Origin of the sequence: Streptomyces sp. E11-3 (assembly GCF_046540415.1) — a bacterium.
GTDB lineage: Bacteria > Actinomycetota > Actinomycetes > Streptomycetales > Streptomycetaceae > Streptomyces.
Map to the genome: position 1 here is coordinate 1,217,803 of NZ_JAZGRL010000001.1, position 20,128 is coordinate 1,237,930.

The following is a 20,128-nucleotide window of genomic DNA, read 5'->3' on the forward strand; positions in this document are numbered from 1 at the left end:
CGGCCGGTGCTGATCTGCCTCAGGGCTTCACTGCCGTGTGTACGGTCTCAGCGCCGAGCAGGAACAGGTCCGTGCGGCGGTGCAGGCCTGCCGGGTCGGCCGGGTCGAGCAGGCGGTCCAGGGTGGTCAGGTCGTCGGGGGCGATGTGGTCGCCGAAGCCCTCGCGGTAGCGGGTGAGGGTCGCCGTGACGTGGGCGCGGGCCTCGGGGGGCAGTGGGGCCGGGAGGTCCAGGAGGTAGCTGCGGGTCGTGGTGTGGCGCAGCCCCACGGAGGTGAGCAGGCCGGGCCAGTCCTCGGGTTCGTCCTTGACGCCGGGGAGTGCCGCGCGCATCTCGATGAACGCCTCCTCGTTGGCCACGTCGAGCCTGGCCTGCAGGCCTGGGCGGCCGATGCCGATGTCACGGGGCAGGTAGCGCGTGGTGAGGCCGCCCTCGGCGAGGACCAGAGTGCCCCCGGGGGCCAGGGCGCGGGCGGCGTCGGCGAGTGCGGCCCGCTGGTCGCCGAAGTGGTGCAGGGTGTGGCTGAGCCAGAGGACGTCGGCTGTGCCCACGTCGGCCAGGCCTTCGGGGAGTTCGGCGAGGTGGGTCCGTACGCGTGCCGCGAGTCCGGCGTCCGCCGCGCGGGCCGTGGTCCGCTCGAGGAGGCTCTCGGTGGAGTCGACGGCGATCACCTCGGCCTCGGGGAAGGTCTCGGCGAGGCGGCAGGCGAGCACGCCCGGGCCGCTGCCCGCGTCGACGATCCGGGCGGGGGCGCCGGGCACCTGCTTGCGCAGGTCGTCCAGTACCTGGGTGTAGAGCGGTCCGTAGACCTCCGCGCGGCGCTGGAGCGCGTCGGCCAGGGCGTCCCAGTCCGGCTGCGCGTGGTCGTGCGGCGTGGCGTGGTCGTGCGACTGCGCCTGCGGGTGCGTGTGGTGGTGGCCGCTCATGGATGTCCCCTCTCGTCTCCCGGTCGTCCGCCGGTGGGCTGCTGTGCCGGGGCATCGCCAGTGTGCGTCGGGCCCGTCCGCTACGGCGAACATCGTTGCGGTTTCGGCAAACCGGTGCGGCGAGACGTACTCACTCGCTGCCGCGCAGCGCCAGCAGTCGGTACTCCGGGTCGGGACGCCGTACATCAGGCTCGGGCAGCGCCTCCAGTGCCGCGGCGAGTGACTCGACGGCGGCGCTGCGCGCGGTGAGGCGGCGGGCGTAGGTGCCCTTGCGTATCGCCGCTGCCATGCCGCTGGGCGTACGCCCCTGACCGTGGCCGGTGAAGCGGGCCTCGCCGACCGGGGCGAGGCCGTGCACGCGCGCGTAGCGCTCGATCAGGTCGGCCCGGTCGAAGGCCTCGGTGGTGAGGTGCGGGCCGAGCAGGGTGTCGATGTCGCAGCCCACGTCGTGTGCGGCGTCCTTGTCCACGGTGGTCACGAGGACCCCTCCGGGCCGCAGCAACCGCGCGCACTCGGCCACGATCCGCTCGGCGTCGGGCACCAGATGGAGCACCCAGACCGAGGTCACGGCGTCGAAGGTGCCGTCGGGGAAGGGCAGTCGGCGGCTGTCGCCCAGAACGACGCCGCCCGGCAGCCGCTCACCGGCCCTGCGGGCCATGCCGTGCGCCGCGTCCACGCCGGTCACCCGCAGCCCCGGTCGGTTGAGCCGCTCGGTGACAATGCCGGTGCCGCAGCCCACGTCGAGCAGGGTGCCGGCGGTCGCGGGTATCAGACCGAGGATCGCGCGCGCCGCCGCGGCCGCGCGGGGTACGCCTCCTCGGGTCGCGTCGTAGGTCGCGGCCTCGGCGGTGTAGTCCAGCATCCGCGGCTCAGCCGACGCCGTGTGCCGGGGCGAACTGCTCGATCCGGTGGGCCAGTTCGAAGTCCAAGGCGGTGACGGCGCCGCCGACGCTGTGGGTGTTCACGGTGAGCGCGACGGTGTTGTATCCGAGGGTCACATCCGCGTGGTGGCCAAGCTCCTCCTGCACCTGGGCGATGTGCACGACCATCGCGGTCGCCGCGAAGTGCGAGGCCAGGTGGTACGAACGGGCGATCCGGTCGCCGTCGAGTGACCAGCCGGGGAGCTCCGCGAGCCGGTCCTCGATGTCCTTCTGCGACAGCGGTTCGACGGGCATGGGCGCGCTCCTTCGCTAATCGGACAGGTGTCCTCAGCCTGCCACAGAGACCCGTGGGTTATCCCTCAGGGAAACGCAGTACCGTCCCGGTATGACAACCGTCGTTTCCGGCAAGGGAACCCAGCGCGCCACGGGGGTGGGTCCGCTGTTGCGGGGCTGGCGTGAGCAGCGCCGTATCAGCCAGTTGGAGCTGGCCTTGCGCGCGGATTCCTCCGCCCGGCACATCAGCTTCGTGGAGACCGGCAGGTCCCGCCCGAGCGAGGACTTCCTGCTGCGGCTCGCGGAGCATCTGGACGTGCCCGTACGGGAGCGGAACGCGCTGCTGCTCGCAGCCGGTTACGCGCCCCGCTTCTCCGAGACGCCGCTCGACGACCCGTCGATGGGGGCGCTACGGGAGGGTCTGGAGCGGCTGTTGCACGGGTACGAGCCGTATCCGGCGCTGGTCGTCGACGCGACGTACCGCGTGGTCGCCGCCAACCGGGGGATCGCGATGCTCCTCGACGGGGTGCCGGAGGAGCTGCTGGCGCCGCCGCTGAACGCGATGCGGCTCACCCTGCACCCCGAGGGCCTGGCGCCGAAGATCCGCAATCTGGGTGAGTGGCGCGGGCATCTGCTGCACCAGATGGAGCGCCAGATCGCGCTCCATCGGTCCGACGCGCTGCGGGAGCTGTACGAGGAGGTGGCGGCGTATCCGGTGGCGGCGTATCCGGTGGCGGACGCCGGCTCGGGCACGCACGGGAGCGGCCCTGATGACCCGGCGACGCCTGTCCCGTACTTCGCGCTGCCGATGCTGATCGAGCACGACGGGCGCGTGCTGTCGTTCGTGTCGTCGATCTCCACCTTCAATACGCCGATGGATGTGACGGTCGCCGAGCTGGCCATCGAGACGTTCCTCCCGGCCGACCCGGCGACGGTCAAGTACCTGCAGTCGCTCATGCCCTGACGGACGCGCGCAGGGACACGTACTGCAGGGCGGCGAAGCCCGCCACGACGGCGGCCTGCATCGGGATCCACACGGCGCCCGCCACGGTCGGCGAGAGCCAGCCGACGAGCGCCGCCAGGCTGAGCACCGCCCACACCGCGTTGGCCTCGATCACCGCGCGGACCGCGAGCGCCGGGGGCCGCGTACGGGAGGCGACGTACCCGACGGCGGCCGCGTAGAGCAGCAGGAAGGCGCCGATGGCGAGCAGCAGCGTGGCGTCTACGCCGAGCAGCCGCCCGAGCGGTCCTGACGCGGCGGCGTAGGCGAGTCCGTTGGCGCCGGTCACCACGGCGTCCAGAGCGAGGAAGCGGCGCAGCATGATCCGCGGGTCGGCGGTGCGGGCGAGGGCGGTGAGCGGATAAGTCGACATACGGATTCAGCCTCCGTCGAGATCGAGGGATGGACCGCGGTACTGATCGCGGTACTGATCGCGGTACTGGTCGCGGTACTGGTCGCAGTACTGGTCGCAGTACTGATCGCAGTACTGATCGGGACTCAGATGCCGGAATGGGAAGCGCCGTCCGGTATCCGATGGGCAAAACCATGCCTTGCGCCGCCGAGCCGGTCGATTACGCGCGAGGTAATGGAGCCCGGGGAGCCGTGCGGCGGCGCGCTCGCGGGCTCGTCTGTTGCCGGGGCGCGGCAACGTCCCACAGCACAAGCGGAGCCGGAACCTCACCACCCAGGGTGTCCGAGGGGCTGCTCCCGGCATCAAGGACGCATAAAAACTGCCGGGAACCGGCAGTGCCCGCGGCCGCGTCCTTCTGCCAGGATGATCGCGGCGGACAGGGGGCGACCCCGGTACGGGACCGGGAATCGACCGCGCCGAGGCATCCATTATGGTGGCTGAAAATCGTTCTGCATGAACATGAACATTGAACGGGATGGGGGGCGGGACCATGGGCGAGTTCCTGAATGCCGCGATCGCTTTTCCCACGGTCCTGTTCACCGGCGCGCTCGTCGTGGTCCTGGGCTTCTGGCTGCTCGCCGTCTTCGGCGCGGCCGACACGGACGCCTTTGACACCGAGGCCGGGTTCGGGGCCGCGGGCCTGGGCGGGGTCCCGGTCACCGTGGTGGTCTCCCTGCTGACGCTCTTCGCCTGGTTCACCAGCCTGGTCGGCACGGTGCTCCTGGACCGTTGGGGTGCCTCCGGCGCCGTCGCCACCGCGGCCGCGTTCGGCGTGCTCGTCTTCGCCGTACTGGTCTCCTGGCGGCTGACCCGCCTGTTCCTGCGGCCGCTGCGCTCGCTCTTCCCCGACGAACCCGCGCCGTCCCGGCTCGACTTCGTCGGACGCTCCTGCACCGTCCGCACCAGTCGGGTGGATGACGGATTCGGCCAGGCCGAGGTCGCCGCCGACGACGGCTCCACGGCCGTCGTGCAGGTCCGGCAGACCGCCGAAGACCTGGCCGCCCACCCGACGCACGCACTGACCTTCGGCAGCACCGCACTGCTGTACGCCTACGACGAAGCGGGCGAGTTCTTCTGGGCCGCGCCCCACCCGTCGTACGAGGGGCTGCTCGACCCCGGCGACACCGCCGCCTGACCCGTCCCCGCGACACCGCCGCACCACTCGTCCCCGCGCCACCACCGCCTGAGCGGAACTCCGGCAACTGACTCAAGGATTCTTCATGGACGCCATCACCCAAGGCATCGGCGTGCTCATCGCCGTCGTCCTGATCATCGTGGTAGCACTGCTGCTCTGCATCACCCGGCTGTTCCGCAAGGTGGAGCAGGGCAAGGCGCTGATCGTCTCCAAGATGCGGAAGGTCGACGTGACCTTCACCGGGCAGGTCGTCCTGCCGGTGCTGCACAAGGCCGAGGTCATGGACATCTCGGTCAAGACCATCGACATCACCCGTACCGGCCGGGACGGGCTGATCTGCAAGGACAACATCCGCGCCGACATCCGGATCTCGTTCTTCGTCCGCGTCAACAAGACCACCCAGGACGTCATCAAGGTCGCCCAGGCGATAGGCACCCAGCGCGCCAGCGACCAGAACACGCTGCAGGAGCTGTTCAACGCCAAGTTCTCCGAGGCGCTCAAGACCGTCGGCAAGCAGCTGGACTTCACCGACCTCTACACCAAGCGCGACGAGTTCCGGGACCGCATCATCCGGGTCATCGGCACCGACCTCAACGGCTACAGCCTTGAGGACGCGGCGATCGACTACCTGGAGCAGACGCCGCTCGCGCAGCTGGACAGCCACAACATCCTGGACGCCCAGGGCATCCGGAAGATCACCGAGCTGACCGCCGTGGAGCGGGTGCGCACCAACGAGTACCAGCGCCACGAGGAGAAGGAGACCACCCGGCAGAACGTCGACGCGCGCGAGGCGATCCTGGAGCTGGAGCGCCGCCAGGCCGACGCCGAGGCCAAGCAGCAGCGTGAGGTCCAGACCGCGCGGGCTCGTGAGGAGGCCGAGACGGCGCGGGTCATGGAGGAGGAGCGGCTGCGGGCGCAGTCCGCGTTCCTGAAGACCGAGGAGCAGCTCGGCATCCAGCGCGAGAACCAGGGCCGTGAGGTCGCGGTCGCCGAGAAGAACCGCGAGCGCGTCATCGCCATCGAGACCGAGCGCATCGAGAAGGACCGGATGCTGGAGGTCATCGCCCGGGAGCGGGAGACCTCGCTGACCCGGATCGCCGCCGACAAGGAGGTCGAGGCGGAGAAGCGGGAGATCGCCGAGGTCGTCCGTGAGCGGGTCGCGGTGGACCGTACGGTCGCCGAGCAGGAGGAGTCGATCAAGAAGCTGCGCGCCGTCGAGGAGGCGGAGCGCAACCGCCAGGCCATCGTCATCGCCGCCGAGGCCGAGGCGCAGGAGAAGCTGGTCAAGGACATCAAGGCCGCGGAGGCCGCCGAGCAGGCCGCGACGCACCGTGCCGCCGAGGAGCTCACCCTCGCGGAGGCCCGGCTGAAGTCCTCCGACCTGGACGCCCGCGCCAAGCTGCGCCTCGCCGAGGGCATCCAGGCCGAGGCCGCCGCCGAGGGCCTGGCCGCCGTACAGGTCCGCGAGAAGGAGGCCGACGCCATCGAGAAGGCCGGCCGCGCCGAAGCCGAGGCCACCGAGGCACGGCTGCGCGCCGAGGCCGAGGGCGCCCGGGCCAAGGCCCTGGCCGTCGCCGAAGGCGCCGAGGCGCAGGCGAAGGCCGACGCCGCCGCGATCGGCGAGAAGCTGAAGGCCGAGGCCGAGGGCCTGACCGAGAAGGCGGCCGCGATGGCGGCGCTGGACGAGGCGTCCCGTACGCACGAGGAGTACCGACTGCGCCTGGAGGCGGAGAAGGACATCCGCCTCGCCGGTATCGAGGTGCAGCAGAAGGTCGCCGAGGCGCAGGCCAAGGTCATCTCGGCCGGTCTGGAGAGCGCCGACATCAACATCGTCGGCGGCGAGTCGGTCTTCTTCGACCGGCTGGTCTCCTCGATCGCGCTCGGCAAGGGCGTGGACAGCTTCATGGAGAACTCGCAGACCGCGCAGACGCTGGCCGGTCCGTGGCTGGACGGCTCGGCGAGCTTCACCGACGACCTGAGCCGGATCCTCGGCTCGGTCTCGACCGCCGACGTGCAGAACCTGACCGTCTCGGCGCTGCTGATGAAGCTGATGCAGTCGGGCGGCGCCCAGGCGGGCCAGCTCAAGCAGCTGCTCGACAAGGCGGGCGAGCTGGGCCTCGCCGACACGCCGGTGGCCGCGCTGAACGGCTCTGTGAAGGCCTGACGCACCGCACGGCCTGACGCACCGCCGCACCGGGCCGGAGCCGCCGCCCCGGTGCGGCGGCTCCGGCCCGCCACCACCCGAAGCGGCTCCGGCCCGCCATTCCCCGAAAGGGAGCAGACACATGGAAACCGGTCTGGATGCCGGTACGTACGAGGTACTGCGCGACCGGCTGGCCGGGCAGGCCGCNGGGGGCCCCCCCCCCGCCACCTCCCGAAGCGGCTCCGGCCCGCCATTCCCCGAAAGGGAGCAGACACATGGAAACCGGTCTGGATGCCGGTACGTACGAGGTACTGCGCGACCGGCTGGCCGGGCAGGCCGCCGAACTCGCCCGCCGCGCCGAGACGCTCAACACCCGCCGCACCGAGGCGTTCGGCTCCACGGAGCTGGCGCTCACCGGCACCGAGCGCATCCGCACGGAGAACAACTGCGTGCCCCGCGACATCGCGTCCGTCGGCGGCAAGCTGCTCTTCGGCTACAACGTGTTCATCGGGCTCAAGCCCGAGACCTCGGTCAGCGACGTCTTCGCCCTGCACGACCACGAGCTGAACCGGCTGCCGGAGGACGCGCTGCCCGGGCTGCTCGACGACCCGGCGTTCGTGCGCGAGTTCACCGCCCTGTACCGCTACTACCGCGACGCGCACCTGCTGCAGTTGCGGCAGGTCGACGGCAAGCTGCTCGCGGTGTTCCAGACCGGTGAGAAGGCCTCCGACATCCGCGTACTGCGCTGGAGCGTCAGCGCCGACGGCACCGCGAAGTTCCTGGACGCGCGCGGCGACAAGGACCATGTCTTCCCGCCGTCCCACGACTTCGAGTGGACCGAGGCCACCCGCGAGGACCACGTCCTGGGCCGCCACCCGCACATCTCCATCGGCGGCGAGGTCTTCGTCGAGACCGTCGGCGGCACCCTCACCGTCAAGGTCGAGGACAACACCGAGTCCGGCGAGGGCATCTTCTCCGAGCCCGTCGACGAGCCGCTGCAGTCGCTCGCCGACGCGGATGTGGCGTACGCGCGCGTCGGTGCGCTGATCCTCCTACGCATCCGCCCGTACAAGGAGGAGACCACCCGCTACCTGGTCTACAACACCACCACCAAGACGGTGGTGCGCCTGGACGGCATCGGGCAGGCCTGCCGTCGGCTGCCCGAGGACCAGGGCGTTATCTTCCCCGGCGGCTACTGCCTGGCCACCGGCGCCTCGAAGGCCTTCGACACCAACGCCTTTCCGGTGGCGGATCTGGAGTTCGAGCGGGTGGTGCGCTCCCCCAACGGCGAGGACGTGCTGTTCGCGTTCCACGCGCGCGTGGAGGGCCGCAGTCTGCTGCTGCCCTACAACGTGATCCGCAAGGAGGTCGCCACTCCCCTGGCCTGCCACGGCTGGGCGCTGTTCGACGACGGCACGCTGATCGTGCTGCGCGCCGACTCCGACGAACCGGCCCGGGTGCACCCGCTGCAGCTGTGGCAGAGCCCGTACGTCTCCGACACGCACGCCGCGGCCGAGCCCACCGGCGACGGGCCGCTGGCCCGGATCGGCAACGCGGACCTGGTACGCGGTATCTCGGACTGCCTGTCCATCGCCCGCGCCGTCACCGAGACCACTCCCACCGGCGGGGTCTACGAGGCCCTGGTGACCGCATGCACCCGCGCCGCCGACCAGTACCACTGGCTCGGCCAGGCCGAGGTGGGCGATCTGCACGCGCCGCTGAGCGAGGTGCGGGCCACCGCCGAGCAGGTGCTCGGCGAGTTCGAGACCGTCCAGACGCTGACCCGGCAGGCCGCCCAGGCGCTGGACGAGGCCGCCGCGACGCTGGCCACGCTGGTGCGCCGCATCCGCGGCGAGGCACCGCGCACCGCGGAGCAGTGGGTGACCGGGCTCACCGAACTGCGCCAGGCACAGGGCCACTTGATCACCCTCAAGGAGATGCGGTACGCCGACACCGAGCGTATCGACGCCCTCGCGGACGACGTCGAGACCGACATCACCACCACCGCGCAGCGCGCCGTCGCGTTCCTCCAGCGCGATGACGCGTTCACCGACTACCACGCCGAGGTGGAGCGCCTGGTCGCCGAGGCCGAGGCGGTGGCGACCGTCGCCGAGGCCGACCCGGTGGCCGCGACCCTTGAGGAGCGCACCGAGGGGCTGCAGGTCCTGACCGAGACGGTCGCGGGCCTGGACATCGGTGACGCCACGGTGCGTACGTCGATCCTGGAGCGGATCGCCGAGGTGCTCGGCGGCGTCAACCGCGCCCGCGCCACGCTGGCCGCGCGTCGCCGTGAGCTCCTGGACAGCGAGGGCCGGGCCGAGTTCGCGGCGGAGTTCGCGCTGTTGGGGCAGGCCGTCACGGGCGCGCTGGCCGCCGCGGACACGCCCGCGGCCTGCGAGGAGCAACTGGCGCGGCTGCTGCTCCAGTTGGAGAACCTGGAGTCGCGGTTCGCCGAGTTCGACGACTTCCTCGGTGAGCTGGGCGAGAAGCGCAGCGAGGTCTACGAGGCGTTCTCGGCCCGCAAGCAGACCCTGGAGGACGCCCGGGCCCGGCACGCCGAGCGGCTCGCCGAGTCCGCGACCCGGGTCCTTCAGACCATCGGGCGGCGGGCCGCCCAGCTCGGCGACATCGACGCGATCAACACGTACTTCGCGTCCGACCCGATGGTCGCCAAGGTCCAGCGCACCGCCGCCGAGCTGCGCGAGCTGGGCGACCAGGTGCGCTCGGACGAGCTCGACGGCCGGCTGAAGGCAGCCCGCCAGGAGGCCGCGCGCGCGCTGCGCGACCGGTCCGACCTGTACGCGGACGGCGGGGCGCTGATCCGGCTCGGCAAGCACCGGTTCGCGGTCAACACCCAGGCGCTCGACCTGACGTTGGTGCCGCGGGGCGATGGCCTGTCCTTCGCCCTGACCGGCACGGACTACCGGGCACCGGTGGCCGACCCGGACTTCGCCGAGACCCGCCCCTACTGGGACCGGCTGCTGCCGTCCGAGTCACCCGAGGTGTACCGCGCCGAGTACCTGGCGGCGCGGCTGCTCACCCAGCACGGGGGTGCCGCGCTGGCCTCGGCCGACCTGGCAGCGCTCGTACGGAGCGCCGCCGAGGAGGCGTACGACGAGGGGTACGAGCGGGGTGTGCACGACCACGACGCCGCGCTGATCCTGGCCGCGCTGGTGCGGCTGCACACTGAGGCGGGGCTGCTGCGGTTCGCCCCTGTGGAGCGGGCCGCCGCCCAGGAGTTCTGGGCGCACCGGGCCGCGGACGCGGCGCGTGAGGCGTGGACACGGCGCGCGGTGTCCATGGCGCGGGCCCGCGAGACGTTCGGCCTCGCACCCGCGATCGCGGACCTCCAGGCGGAGTTGGCGGCGGCGATCGCGGAAGGCGCGCGGCCGCAGGTGGACTTCGCACTCGCCGCCGAGTACCTCTTCGAGGAACTGGCGGGCAGCGCGGGCTCCTTCGCGAGCAGCTCCGCCGCGCGCGGTCTGGTCGACAAGTTCCGGCACGCCGTGGACGCTTCGGCGTACGACGAGGATGTGCGCGGCGTCGCGGACATCGGCGCCCGGCGCCAGCTCATCGAGGCGTGGCTCGGCTCGTACGCCGCGGCATCCGGCGAGCAGATCCACGCCGGGGACCTCGCCGAGGCCGTCGTCATCGAGCTCTGCCCGGACCTTGAGCGGTACGAGTCGGGGGCGCCGCTCGCCGAGCGGGTCGAGGGCCTGCTGGGCGCGCACCCCCGCATCGAGGGCCGCGCGCTCACCCTGCGCATCGATGAGTTCCTGGCCCGTACCCGGGAGTTCGACCGCACCGGCGTGCCCGGCTTCCGGGCCTACCAGCAGCGGCGTACCACCCTGGTGAACGCCGAGCGCGACCGGCTGCGGCTGTCGGAGTTCAAGCCCAAGGTGATGAGCGCGTTCGTCCGCAACCGTCTGATCGACGAGGTGTATCTGCCGCTGATCGGCGACAACCTCGCCAAGCAGATCGGCACGGCGGACGCGGACAAGCGCACCGACAGCAACGGCCTGTTGCTGCTCATCTCGCCGCCCGGCTACGGCAAGACGACGCTCATGGAGTACGTCGCCGACCGCCTCGGCCTGGTCCTGGTCAAGGTCAACGGCCCGGCGCTGGGTCACACCGTGACCTCGCTCGATCCGGCCGAGGCGCCGAACGCCACGGCACGCCAGGAGATCGAAAAGATCAACTTCGCCCTGGAGGCGGGCAACAACACCCTGCTCTACCTGGACGACATCCAGCACACCTCGCCCGAACTGCTGCAGAAGTTCATCTCCCTCTGTGATGGCCAGCGCCGTATCGAGGGTGTCTGGAACGGCACGACCCGCACCTACGACCTGCGCGGCAAGCGCTTCGCGGTGTGCATGGCGGGCAACCCGTACACCGAGTCGGGCCAGCGCTTCCGCATCCCCGACATGCTCGCCAACCGTGCCGACGTCTGGAACCTCGGTGATGTCCTCTCCGGCAAGGAGGACGTCTTCGCGTACAGCTTCATCGAGAACGCGCTCACGTCGAACGCCGTGCTGGCACCGCTGGCCGGGCGCGACCGCGCCGATCTGGATGTCCTGGTGCGCCTGGCCCAGGACGACCCGACGGCGCACGCGGACCGCCTGCAACACCCGTACGCGCCTGCCGAGTTGGAGCGGGTCCTGTCCGTACTGCGCCACCTGCTCACCGCGCGCCGCACGGTTCTCGCCGTCAACGAGGCGTACATCGCCTCGGCCGGGCAGAGCGACGCGACGCGCAGCGAGCCGCCGTTCCAGCTCCAGGGCTCGTACCGCAACATGAACAAGATCGCGGAGCGGATCGTGCCCGTGATGAACGACGCCGAACTGGCGGCCGTCATCGACGACCACTACACCGGCGAGGCCCAGACCCTCACCACAGGAGCCGAGTCCAACCTTCTGAAGCTCGCCTCGCTACGGGGCACGCAGACCCGGGAACAGGCCGACCGCTGGGCCGAGTTGACCGCGTCGTACGTCCGCGCCCAGGCGCTCGGCGGCGCAGAGGACGACCCGGTCACCCGCGCGGTCGCGGCGCTCGGCCTGCTGGCGGACCGGGTGGCGGCCGTCGAGTCGGCCATCACCCGCGCCGCGGATCCACGCCACCTGATGGCCAACCCGACGGGCCGGCACGCGGCGCGGGCGGTGGAGCCGGAGGTCTGAGGTCCCCGCCGGGACTGAGGACCCTCGGGGTCTGAGGTCCCCGCCTGCCCTGGGTGGAGCGAGTTCCACCCAGGACAGGCGGGGCGAACGGACTTACGCCGCGCCACCCTTCGTGTCCCTGGCGCCCTTGTCGTCCTTGTCGTCCTTGTCGTCGTCGACGATCTCCGCGTCGACGACGTCGTCCTGCGGACCGCCCGCTGACGGCTCGTCGGACGAAGCCGCAGCCGAGGACTCGCCGGACGACTCCCCGCGCGCCCCGGCGTACATCGCCTGGCCCATCTTCTGGCTGACCGTCGCCAGCCGCTCCGTGGCCGCGCGCAGCTCCTCCGTGCTCGCCTTGCCCTCCACCTTCTCCTTGAGTTCGGCCATCGCGGACTCGACCTCGGTCTTCGTCTCCGCGGGGATCTTGTCCTCGTTGTCCCGTACGAACCGCTCGGTCTGGTAGAGGAGTTGCTCGGACTGGTTGCGGGTCTCGGCCGCCTCGCGGCGCTTGCGGTCCTCGTCCGCGTACTGCTCGGCCTCGCGCATCATGCGGTCGATGTCGTCCTTGGGCAGCGCGGAGCCGCCGGTGACCGTCATCTTCTGCTCGCGCCCGGTGGCCAGGTCCTTCGCCGACACATGCATGATCCCGTTGGCGTCGATGTCGAAGGTGACCTCGATCTGCGGGACGCCGCGCGGCGACGGCGGCAGTCCGGTGAGGTCGAAGACGCCGAGCTTCTTGTTGTACGCGGCGATCTCGCGTTCGCCCTGGAAGACCTGGATGCCGACGGACGGCTGGTTGTCCTCGGCGGTGGTGAAGACCTCCGAACGCCGGGTCGGGATCGTGGTGTTGCGCTCGATCAGCTTGGTCATGATGCCGCCCTTGGTCTCGATGCCGAGGGACAGCGGGGTGACGTCGAGCAGCAGGACGTCCTTGACGTCGCCCCTGATCACTCCGGCCTGGAGCGCCGCGCCGACGGCCACGACCTCGTCCGGGTTGACACCCTTGTGCGGATCCTTGCCGGTGAGTTCCTTGACCAGTTCGGTGACCGCGGGCATCCGGGTCGAGCCGCCCACCAGGATGACGTGGTCGACGACGTCGAGTTTGATCCCGGCGTCCTTGACCGCCTGGTTGAAGGGGGTCTTGCAGCGGTCCAGGAGGTCCTGGGTGAGCTGCTGGAACTGGGCGCGGGTGAGTTTCTCGTCCAGGTGCAGCGGGCCCTCGGCGGAGGCCGTGATGTAGGGCAGGTTGATCGTCCAGGTGCAGCGGGCCCTCGGCGGAGGCCGTGATGTAGGGCAGGTTGATGGTCGTCTCGCCCGCGGACGACAGCTCGATCTTGGCCTTCTCGGCGGCCTCGCGCAGCCGTTGGACCGCCATCTTGTCCTTGGACAGGTCGATGCCGTGACCGTTCTTGAACTGCTTGACCAGGTACTCCAGGATCCGCTGGTCCCAGTCGTCGCCGCCGAGGTGGGTGTCGCCGTTGGTGGCCTTCACCTCGATCACACCGTCGCCGATCTCCAGGAGCGAGACGTCGAAGGTGCCGCCGCCGAGGTCGAAGACGAGTACGGTCTGTTCCTCGCCGCGGTCCAGGCCGTAGGCGAGGGCCGCGGACGTGGGCTCGTTGATGATGCGCAGCACCTTCAGGCCCGCGATCTCACCGGCCTCCTTGGTGGCCTGCCGCTGGGCGTCGTCGAAGTAGGCGGGGACGGTGATGACCGCGTCGGTGACGTCGTCGCCGAGGTAGGACTCGGCGTCGCGCTTGAGCTTCTGCAGGACGCGCGAGTTGAGCTCCTGGGCCGTGAAGCGGGTGCCGTCCACGGAGCCCTCGTGCGGGAACCGCCAGTCGGACTCGCCCATATGGCGTTTCACCGACCGCGCGGTGCGCTCCACGTTGGTGACCGCCTGCCGCTTGGCGACCTCGCCGACGAGGACCTCGCCGTTCTTCGCGAAGGCCACCACGGACGGGGTGGTCCTGGCACCCTCCGCGTTGGCGACAACCGTGGGCTCACCCCCCTCCAGCACGGCGACCACGGAGTTCGTCGTGCCAAGATCGATACCGACCGCACGTGCCATGTCAGTCCCCTCCCGCTGCGGAGTGCCTGGACCTCCAGCACAAAACTTGAGCTGAATCTTGTCAACCCCCCGTACACCCGGGTGGGGTGTACGGGGGATGGCGGGCGGGCCCCCGCCGCTCAAGCGGGTTCAGGCCAGCTTGGCCGAGAGCGTGATGGTGGTGCCGGTGAGCGCCTTGCTGACCGGGCAGTTGACCTTGGCGTCCTCGGCGGCCTTGAGGAAGGCGGCCTCGTCCAGACCCGGTACATCACCCTCGACGATGAGGTGGACACCGGTGATGCCGGTGCCGGGCTGGAAGGTCACCTCGGCCTGCGTCACCAGCTTGGCGGGCGGGTTACCGGCCTGGGCGAGCGCGTGCGACAGGCCCATCGAGAAGCAGCTGGAGTGCGCGGCCGCGATCAGCTCCTCGGGGCTGGTCCTGCCGTTCGCCTCCTCGGTGCGGGCCGGCCAGGAGACCGGGTACTGGCCGATGCCGGACGAGTCCAGAGCGACCTTGCCCTCGCCCTCCATCAGGCTGCCGGTCCAGACGGTGTGCGCGGTACGCGTGGTGGCCACGATGTTTCCCTTCGGTGTGGAACTCGGTGCCTCCCATCCGACCACATCCGGCGTCACCTCATGTGGAACACCGGACCACGAGCGGTGAACGGGAGGCGTCCGCCCTGCGGCAGCAGGAAGGCGTGCTCGCGCCGCACCCGCAGCACGTCACAGTCCCCGTCGGTGATGACCAGGACCGGCGCGGTGGCCGGAAAGTCGTCCGCGCGGTGCAGCAGGTCGATACCCGGCTGCAGTACGGTGCCACCCCGCCCCCGCACCCGTACGCGCCCGGCGATCTCGGTGACGGCCAGATAGCCCGCGTCGTGCGGGGCGGCGTCGCAGAACACCACGCGCGCGGCGGGCACGTCACGCGCCTCGGCGTACGAGGCGATCGCGCCCAGCGCCTTGCCGAGCAGGGTGCGGCCCATCGACCCCGAGGTGTCCAGGACGACCCCGAAGGTGCAGCGCTGGATCTCCTCGGGCGGGAAGTAGCGCCCGGCGCGCGGGATCCCGGGTGTGGATGCCTGGCGGCGGGACGGCCGGGCGTAGGACCGCAGCGGCTCGGGACGCGGGACGAACTCGTCGAACCAGCGGGCGAGTCGGGCGTCCCAGGGCAGCGGCGGCTGGGAGAGGGCCCGGATCTCTTCCACGAGTCCCGCGGGCAGCCAACCGCGGTCCTGCTGGTCGTGCAGGTCGAAGCCCTGGAGCAGGCCGCGCCGGTAGAACTCGTCCAGGTCCACGTAGTCGCCGGGCGCGGCGAGGGGCTCACCGAGGATGTCGCCGCGGCCCTTGCCGCGCAGCGTGGCCAGGCGGCGGGCCCGGCGCATATCGGTCGCGATGCGGTCGTAGACCTCCTCGGCGGACAGCCCCGCGAGCTCGGGGTCGTACAGCAGCCCTTCGGGCATCTCGCCGACGTCCATCTCGCGCAGCCAGGCGTTGATCACGTAGTCGCAGGCGACGTTGAAGAGGTACGGGTCGCGGCCGCCGCGCCGGTCGCCGTGGCGCAGGGCGGCGTGCAGCATCTCGTGGGCGAGGATGAACCGCCACTCCTCGTCGGTGTGGTGGCGCAGCGGGTTGATGTAGATCTCGCCCGCCTCGGCGTTGACGGCGGCGACGGAGATCTGGTGGGCGCGGGCCAGTTCGGCGTCGGCGACCAGCGTCATACCCGCGGCGATACCGCCGAGCAGCGGGTAGGAGGACACGAACCAGCTGAGCGCGCGCTCCCAGGGCCTGCTCGGCACCCGCTCACCCTTGAGTTCGTCCAGGCGCCCGGCGGCGATGTCCATCGCGGCGGACACCGTACGGGTGAGGGCGTGCGCGAACACCTCCTGCCAGTCCTTGACCGGCCCGTAGTACTCGGGCCACGGCTCCAGGACCTGGTCGGGTGCGGTGCCGCCGGCGCCGCAGTGCTCGTACTCGGGCGGGATGCCGCCCTGCCGCCAGCGGGCGGCGAGCTGCTCCTCGTCGCCGCCGGGGAACACGGCGGGCAGGTGCTCGGGCGGGCGGCCGACGTGGAAGGTCTGCTGGAAGCGGTGCACGACGACGCAGCGCGCGGCCAGGTCGTACTGATCGGGCTGGACGCGCGGGCCCTTGGCGGCCGGGACGTGTCCGAATCCGAGGTGCAGCAGGCAGTGCGCGAGCGCCCAGGCCCACTCGGCGGGCTCGGCCCTGCGGGTGGGGTGTACGTGGACACAGCCGTCGGAGTCGATCAGGGCCCAGCCGCTCTTGGGCGCGACGTTGCAGCCGTTGCGGCAGAAGTCGGCGTCCAGCGAGTCGAGCGCCGGGTTACGCCGGACCATCTCAAGTCCCTTGAGATAGGCCTCGGTTGCCGCGTCGAGCTTGGCCTGCGCCTTGGCGGGTCGGCGTACGCGGGTCACTTGCGGGCCTCCACCAGGCGCGGCATGTCGCGGGCCGCCTCGATCAGGAACCAGGCGGGCAGTACGGGGTTGCCGTCGGTGTCGTCGGCGATGACGGTCTGGGCGACCTCGACGGAGATCTCGGCGAGCTGGACGAGCAGCGACTTCGCGCGGTACGCGGTCTGTCGCACCGAGGGCGAGGCGTGCTCCTTGGAGGCCGGGAGGTCCTTGACCAGGCGCCCGCGGAACGAGTCGGCGAGGTAGTACAGCAGGTCGCGGTCCTCGACGCGGTGCGGCCAGCGGGCATCACCCTTGAGGATCGCGTCCAGGCCGAAGCGGCTGCGTACGATCTTGACGTAGCCGCAGAAGGAGACGGCGTGCGCGGGCGTCAGGGTGCCGTGCGCGATGACCTTGAGGGTGTCCTCGTCGAGGGTGGGGCCGAAGGAGCGCAGGGCGTCCGAGAGCATGTGCCAGGAACGGGGCGTGGAGAAGGCCTCTTCGGTCTTGGGCGGCTTGGACCACAGGTGGTCGGGGCGGTCGGTGAGGTAGTCCAGGACCCACGGGTGGATGTCGTTGACCGCGGCCCAGGCCAGCCAGTCGGTCGCCGAGGCCTGCAGATGGACGTGGGTGAGGCGGTTGATCAGGGCCGAGGCTACGGGCCTGGCGAGTGCGTTGTCGGTGGCGCGGTTGCCCGCGCCGATCACGATGGAGCCGTCGGGCAGCTCGTAGTCGCCGATGCGGCGGTCCAGGATGAGCGAGTAGAACGCCTTCTGCACGTCGGGGGTCGCGGCGTTCAGCTCGTCCAGGAAGAGGCAGTACGGCTCGTCGCGTGCGATGGCCTCGGGCGGGCAGAAGACGGAGCGCCCGTCGCGGATCTGCGGGACGCCGATCAGGTCCTCGGGGGCCAGCTGGGTGCCGAGCAGGCTGACGCACTCCAGGCCGAGCGACTCGGCGAACGCCCGTACCAGGGACGACTTTCCGATGCCGGGGGCGCCCCAGAGGAAGACCGGCCGCACGGTGGCGAGCCCGAGCAGCAGCTCGGGGATCCGGGCGGGTGTGACGGTGACGGCGGCCTGCAAGGGGGTGCTCCTGGACGTGTACGCGGTGAGGGACGTGACCGCACGGGTGTGCGGTGTCCGGTGCGCTCAGTGTGCGGGCGGCGGCCGCCGTGCCGCAGCCCATTTTCCCTGGGCGGCGCCCCTGTCAGGCGGTGGCCGACTGCTTGCGGGCCGCGATCCACGCGTACACCAGGACGCCCGCGAAGAGGAACAACACGCCCTGGTAGACGGGCTGGTAGCCGGCGCCCGCGACCACGCCGAGGTAGCCGACGGCCGTGACGGCGAGCGCCGCGTTCGACACCCAGGTGGTGATCCAGTACGCCCAGGCGGCCTGGAAGCCCGTGAAGTCACCGAACGCCTCACGCGCGTACACATAAGGCCCGCCGGTCCGCTGGTCGCGCTGGGCGAGCCTGCCGAAGACGAGCGCCAAAGCGATGGCACCCATGGTGAGGACGCCGAAGGCGACGAGGCTGATCGTGCTGGGTGGTGCGCCTCTCCTGGTGTGCCGCGTCGTCCGGGGTCGCCGAACGACTGACCATGGTCAGGGAGAAGGAACGCCGCACCAAATCAGCGGGTTTTGTCCCGTATGGCTCGGCCGTTAACCGGAAGAATTCCTTCCGCTGTCACGGCCGGGTGGGGAGCTTCCCTCGGCACCCGTGACACGGGAGACTCGTCGGCCTCGCGCAGCCACCGCCGCAGCACCTGGTGCACCTGCTCGGCGCCGACCAGCTCGCCGTCGTCCGGCACGGGCACGGACAGGGCCCGTGGCGCCAGCAGGAAGGGCCGCCCCTGCGCGCCGCCGAGCCCGCCGTGCGAGCCGATCTGCTCCTCGAAGGCGAGCACCTCACCGCTGGTGGGGTCGCACCAGGAGTTGACCATGATGTCCGCGACATGCGGGAAGGAGTCGGTGCGGCGTACGGCGTCGGCGGCGCCGGGGCCGAAGTCGGCCAGCACGCCCGCACCCCGCTCCCCCGTGTCAGGCTCGTCCAGGCGGACCTCCGCGCCGTGTGCGCCGAGCACCAGGGCGCCGTGTTCCTCACTGCGCACCAGCAGGAAGCCGACGCCGGGGTGGTTGGCGAGCGTGGGCAGCAGCGCCGGATACCTGCGGTCGATCTGCTCGCGGGTCATCCGCCCGGGCACGTCGGGGAACGAGATCAGGCCGAGGTTGCCCGAGGCCAGCACGACCGGCTCGGAGTGCCGCGCCGGGCGGGGCCGTTCGGTGTCCTCCTCGACGGGCCGGTGCAGCGCGGTCCGTACGGCGGCGCGCGCTTCGGCGCCGCTGTGGGTGCGCCGGGCCCGGCGCGGCACCGGCAGCCCGCACCCGGCCCTGACCAGGTAGCCGAGGGTGAGCCCGTACCGCGCCCGGAAGGTCTCGCCGGGGCTCTGCCCGTGGTCGGAGAGCAGCACGATCCGGTAGCCGCGCGGGGCGTGCTCGGCGACCTTGGCGATCAGCGCGAGGGAGCGGTCCAGGCGTTGCAGCACCTGCTCGGCGTCCCGGCTGCACGGCCCTGAGTGGTGGGCCACCTCGTCGTACGCCACCAGGTCCGCGTAGACGGCGCGGCGCCCGGCGAACATGTCGCCGATCACCGCGGAGACCACGACGTCGCGCTCGACGACGGTCGCGAAGGCGCGGATGAAGGGGTAGAACCCGCCGCGTTTGACGCGCGGCCGGGCCTTCTTCAGCCGCGCGCAGGTGGACTGGCCGATCTCCCGGCCGACTTCGGCGATAAACGACATCGCGGTGCGTACGGCGTTGGCGGGGTCGGAGAAGTAGGCGAAGTACCCGGCGCGTGAGCGGTGTCCGCGGCCGCGGCGTGCCGCCACCGACAGGACCAGGGCCAACTGGTCGGCGCCGCCGCCGAAGAGGTTGCCGCGGCTGGCGCCGTCCACGGCGAGCAGTCCGGCGTCGCCGGTGCGCAAGGCGGCTCGGCGCTGGAGTTCGGCCGCGCTGGCGGGCCGGTTGCAGACCATCACCTGCCGGGTGTCCTTCTCGTACCAGCGGAAGGCGGGGATGTCGTGGTTGGAGCCGTGCAGGATGCCGAGTTGGCTGGCGCCGGTCTGGCTGGACCAGTCGGTGCGCCAGGGGGTGAGCCGGTGGGTGTGTTCCAGCCAGTGGGCGATGGTCGGCATCAGGCCCTTCTCGACCGCGTGCAGCAGGACGTCGTGGCCGACGCCGTCCAGTTGGAGGAAGACGGTGCCGGGGGCGCTCGGTCCGGCGATGGCGGCGGCCCGGCGGCGGCGCCGGTCGGCGAGCCGGTAGAGCCTGCGGCGGTAGGCGTTGTCGTCGCGTACGGCGAGTGCGGTGGAGGTCGCCGATGCCACGGCGGACATCACCGCGGCCACGACGATGGCGGTCTGTACGTCGGCCTGGCCGCGGCCGTCGGGGATCAGCCGGAGCGCGAGGCCGAGCAGCGAGCCGTTCAGGAAGAAGACCAGGAGCCCGAGTACCAGGGCCGGGACCAGCAGCAGCGCACGGACCAGCAGGGGCCACACCAGGGCACTGAGCAGCCCGAAGGCCCCGGCGCCGATCGCGGCCGTGATGCTCGTTCGGGTGATGCTGTCTCCGGCCTGGGACTGGAGCCGGAAGTCCGGCAGGATCCCGGCCAGTACCAGCATCGTCAGGGTACTGACGCCCCAGACGACAACCGCCCGCCACAGGGCCCCGCCCGCCCCGTGCCACCGCT

The 20,128-nt window shown here is 71.3% G+C and carries 12 protein-coding genes and 2 pseudogenes; 4 read left to right on the forward strand and 10 right to left on the reverse strand.

Annotated elements, in window-relative coordinates:
• Positions 1-19: 19 nt before the first annotated feature.
• From U9R90_RS05580 to U9R90_RS05590, 3 genes are all read right to left on the reverse strand, one after another.
• Positions 20-925 carry a class I SAM-dependent methyltransferase gene (locus tag U9R90_RS05580; RefSeq protein ID WP_411055258.1) on the reverse strand — a complete coding sequence of 302 codons (906 nt, stop codon included), beginning with the start codon at positions 923-925 and terminating at the stop codon, positions 20-22.
• Positions 926-1,055: 130 nt separating this feature from the next.
• Entirely contained in the window at positions 1,056-1,787 is a 732-nt protein-coding gene (locus tag U9R90_RS05585; RefSeq protein WP_411055259.1) for a class I SAM-dependent methyltransferase, read from the reverse strand.
• A gap of 7 nt (positions 1,788-1,794) precedes the next feature.
• Positions 1,795-2,100: a 4a-hydroxytetrahydrobiopterin dehydratase gene (locus tag U9R90_RS05590; protein WP_411055260.1), complete on the reverse strand. Its 306-nt coding sequence runs from the start codon at positions 2,098-2,100 to the stop codon at positions 1,795-1,797.
• 91 nt (positions 2,101-2,191) lie between these two features.
• Between U9R90_RS05590 and U9R90_RS05595 the strand changes: the two genes are divergently transcribed.
• Positions 2,192-3,043: a helix-turn-helix domain-containing protein gene (locus U9R90_RS05595; RefSeq protein WP_411055261.1), complete on the forward strand. Its 852-nt coding sequence runs from the start codon at positions 2,192-2,194 to the stop codon at positions 3,041-3,043.
• Here the strand turns inward: U9R90_RS05595 and U9R90_RS05600 are convergent.
• On the reverse strand, positions 3,033-3,452 hold the full coding sequence (locus U9R90_RS05600) for a hypothetical protein (protein WP_411055262.1): 420 nt from the start codon (positions 3,450-3,452) through the stop codon (positions 3,033-3,035). The two genes, U9R90_RS05595 and U9R90_RS05600, sit on opposite strands and share 11 nt — an antisense overlap.
• A gap of 529 nt (positions 3,453-3,981) precedes the next feature.
• On the opposite strand from U9R90_RS05600, the gene U9R90_RS05605 reads away from it, so the two are divergent.
• The 3 genes from U9R90_RS05605 (at position 3,982) to U9R90_RS05615 (ending at position 11,943) form a co-directional block, all read left to right on the forward strand.
• Positions 3,982-4,626, forward strand: coding sequence for a hypothetical protein (locus U9R90_RS05605; RefSeq protein WP_411057648.1), 645 nt, complete (start codon positions 3,982-3,984; stop codon positions 4,624-4,626).
• An 85-nt stretch (positions 4,627-4,711) separates the two neighbouring features.
• On the forward strand, positions 4,712-6,790 hold the full coding sequence (locus U9R90_RS05610; protein ID WP_411055263.1) for an SPFH domain-containing protein: 2,079 nt from the start codon (positions 4,712-4,714) through the stop codon (positions 6,788-6,790).
• 254 nt (positions 6,791-7,044) lie between these two features.
• Positions 7,045-11,943 (forward strand): DNA repair ATPase, encoded by a 4,899-nt coding sequence (locus tag U9R90_RS05615; RefSeq protein ID WP_411055264.1) that lies wholly within the window; start codon positions 7,045-7,047, stop codon positions 11,941-11,943.
• Positions 11,944-12,036: 93 nt separating this feature from the next.
• Here U9R90_RS05615 and U9R90_RS05620 read toward each other — a convergent pair.
• The 6 genes and pseudogenes from U9R90_RS05620 to U9R90_RS05645 form a co-directional block, all read right to left on the reverse strand.
• Positions 12,037-13,996, reverse strand: a pseudogene (locus U9R90_RS05620) (Hsp70 family protein).
• Positions 13,997-14,125: 129 nt separating this feature from the next.
• Positions 14,126-14,551, reverse strand: a complete 426-nt coding sequence (locus U9R90_RS05625) for an OsmC family protein (RefSeq protein ID WP_411055265.1) — start codon at positions 14,549-14,551, stop codon at positions 14,126-14,128.
• Positions 14,552-14,604: 53 nt separating this feature from the next.
• Positions 14,605-16,407 carry a DUF2201 family putative metallopeptidase gene (locus U9R90_RS05630; protein ID WP_411055266.1) on the reverse strand — a complete coding sequence of 601 codons (1,803 nt, stop codon included), beginning with the start codon at positions 16,405-16,407 and terminating at the stop codon, positions 14,605-14,607.
• A complete protein-coding gene (locus U9R90_RS05635; protein WP_411055267.1) occupies positions 16,404-17,465 on the reverse strand; it encodes an ATP-binding protein in 1,062 nt (353 codons plus the stop codon). The genes U9R90_RS05630 and U9R90_RS05635 overlap by 4 nt, the downstream gene beginning before the upstream one ends.
• A 148-nt stretch (positions 17,466-17,613) precedes the next feature.
• Positions 17,614-17,934: pseudogene (locus U9R90_RS05640) on the reverse strand (amino acid permease); the annotation flags it as partial.
• Positions 17,935-18,011: 77 nt separating this feature from the next.
• On the reverse strand, positions 18,012-20,102 hold the full coding sequence (locus U9R90_RS05645; protein WP_411057649.1) for an alkaline phosphatase family protein: 2,091 nt from the start codon (positions 20,100-20,102) through the stop codon (positions 18,012-18,014).
• Positions 20,103-20,128: the final 26 nt, after the last annotated feature.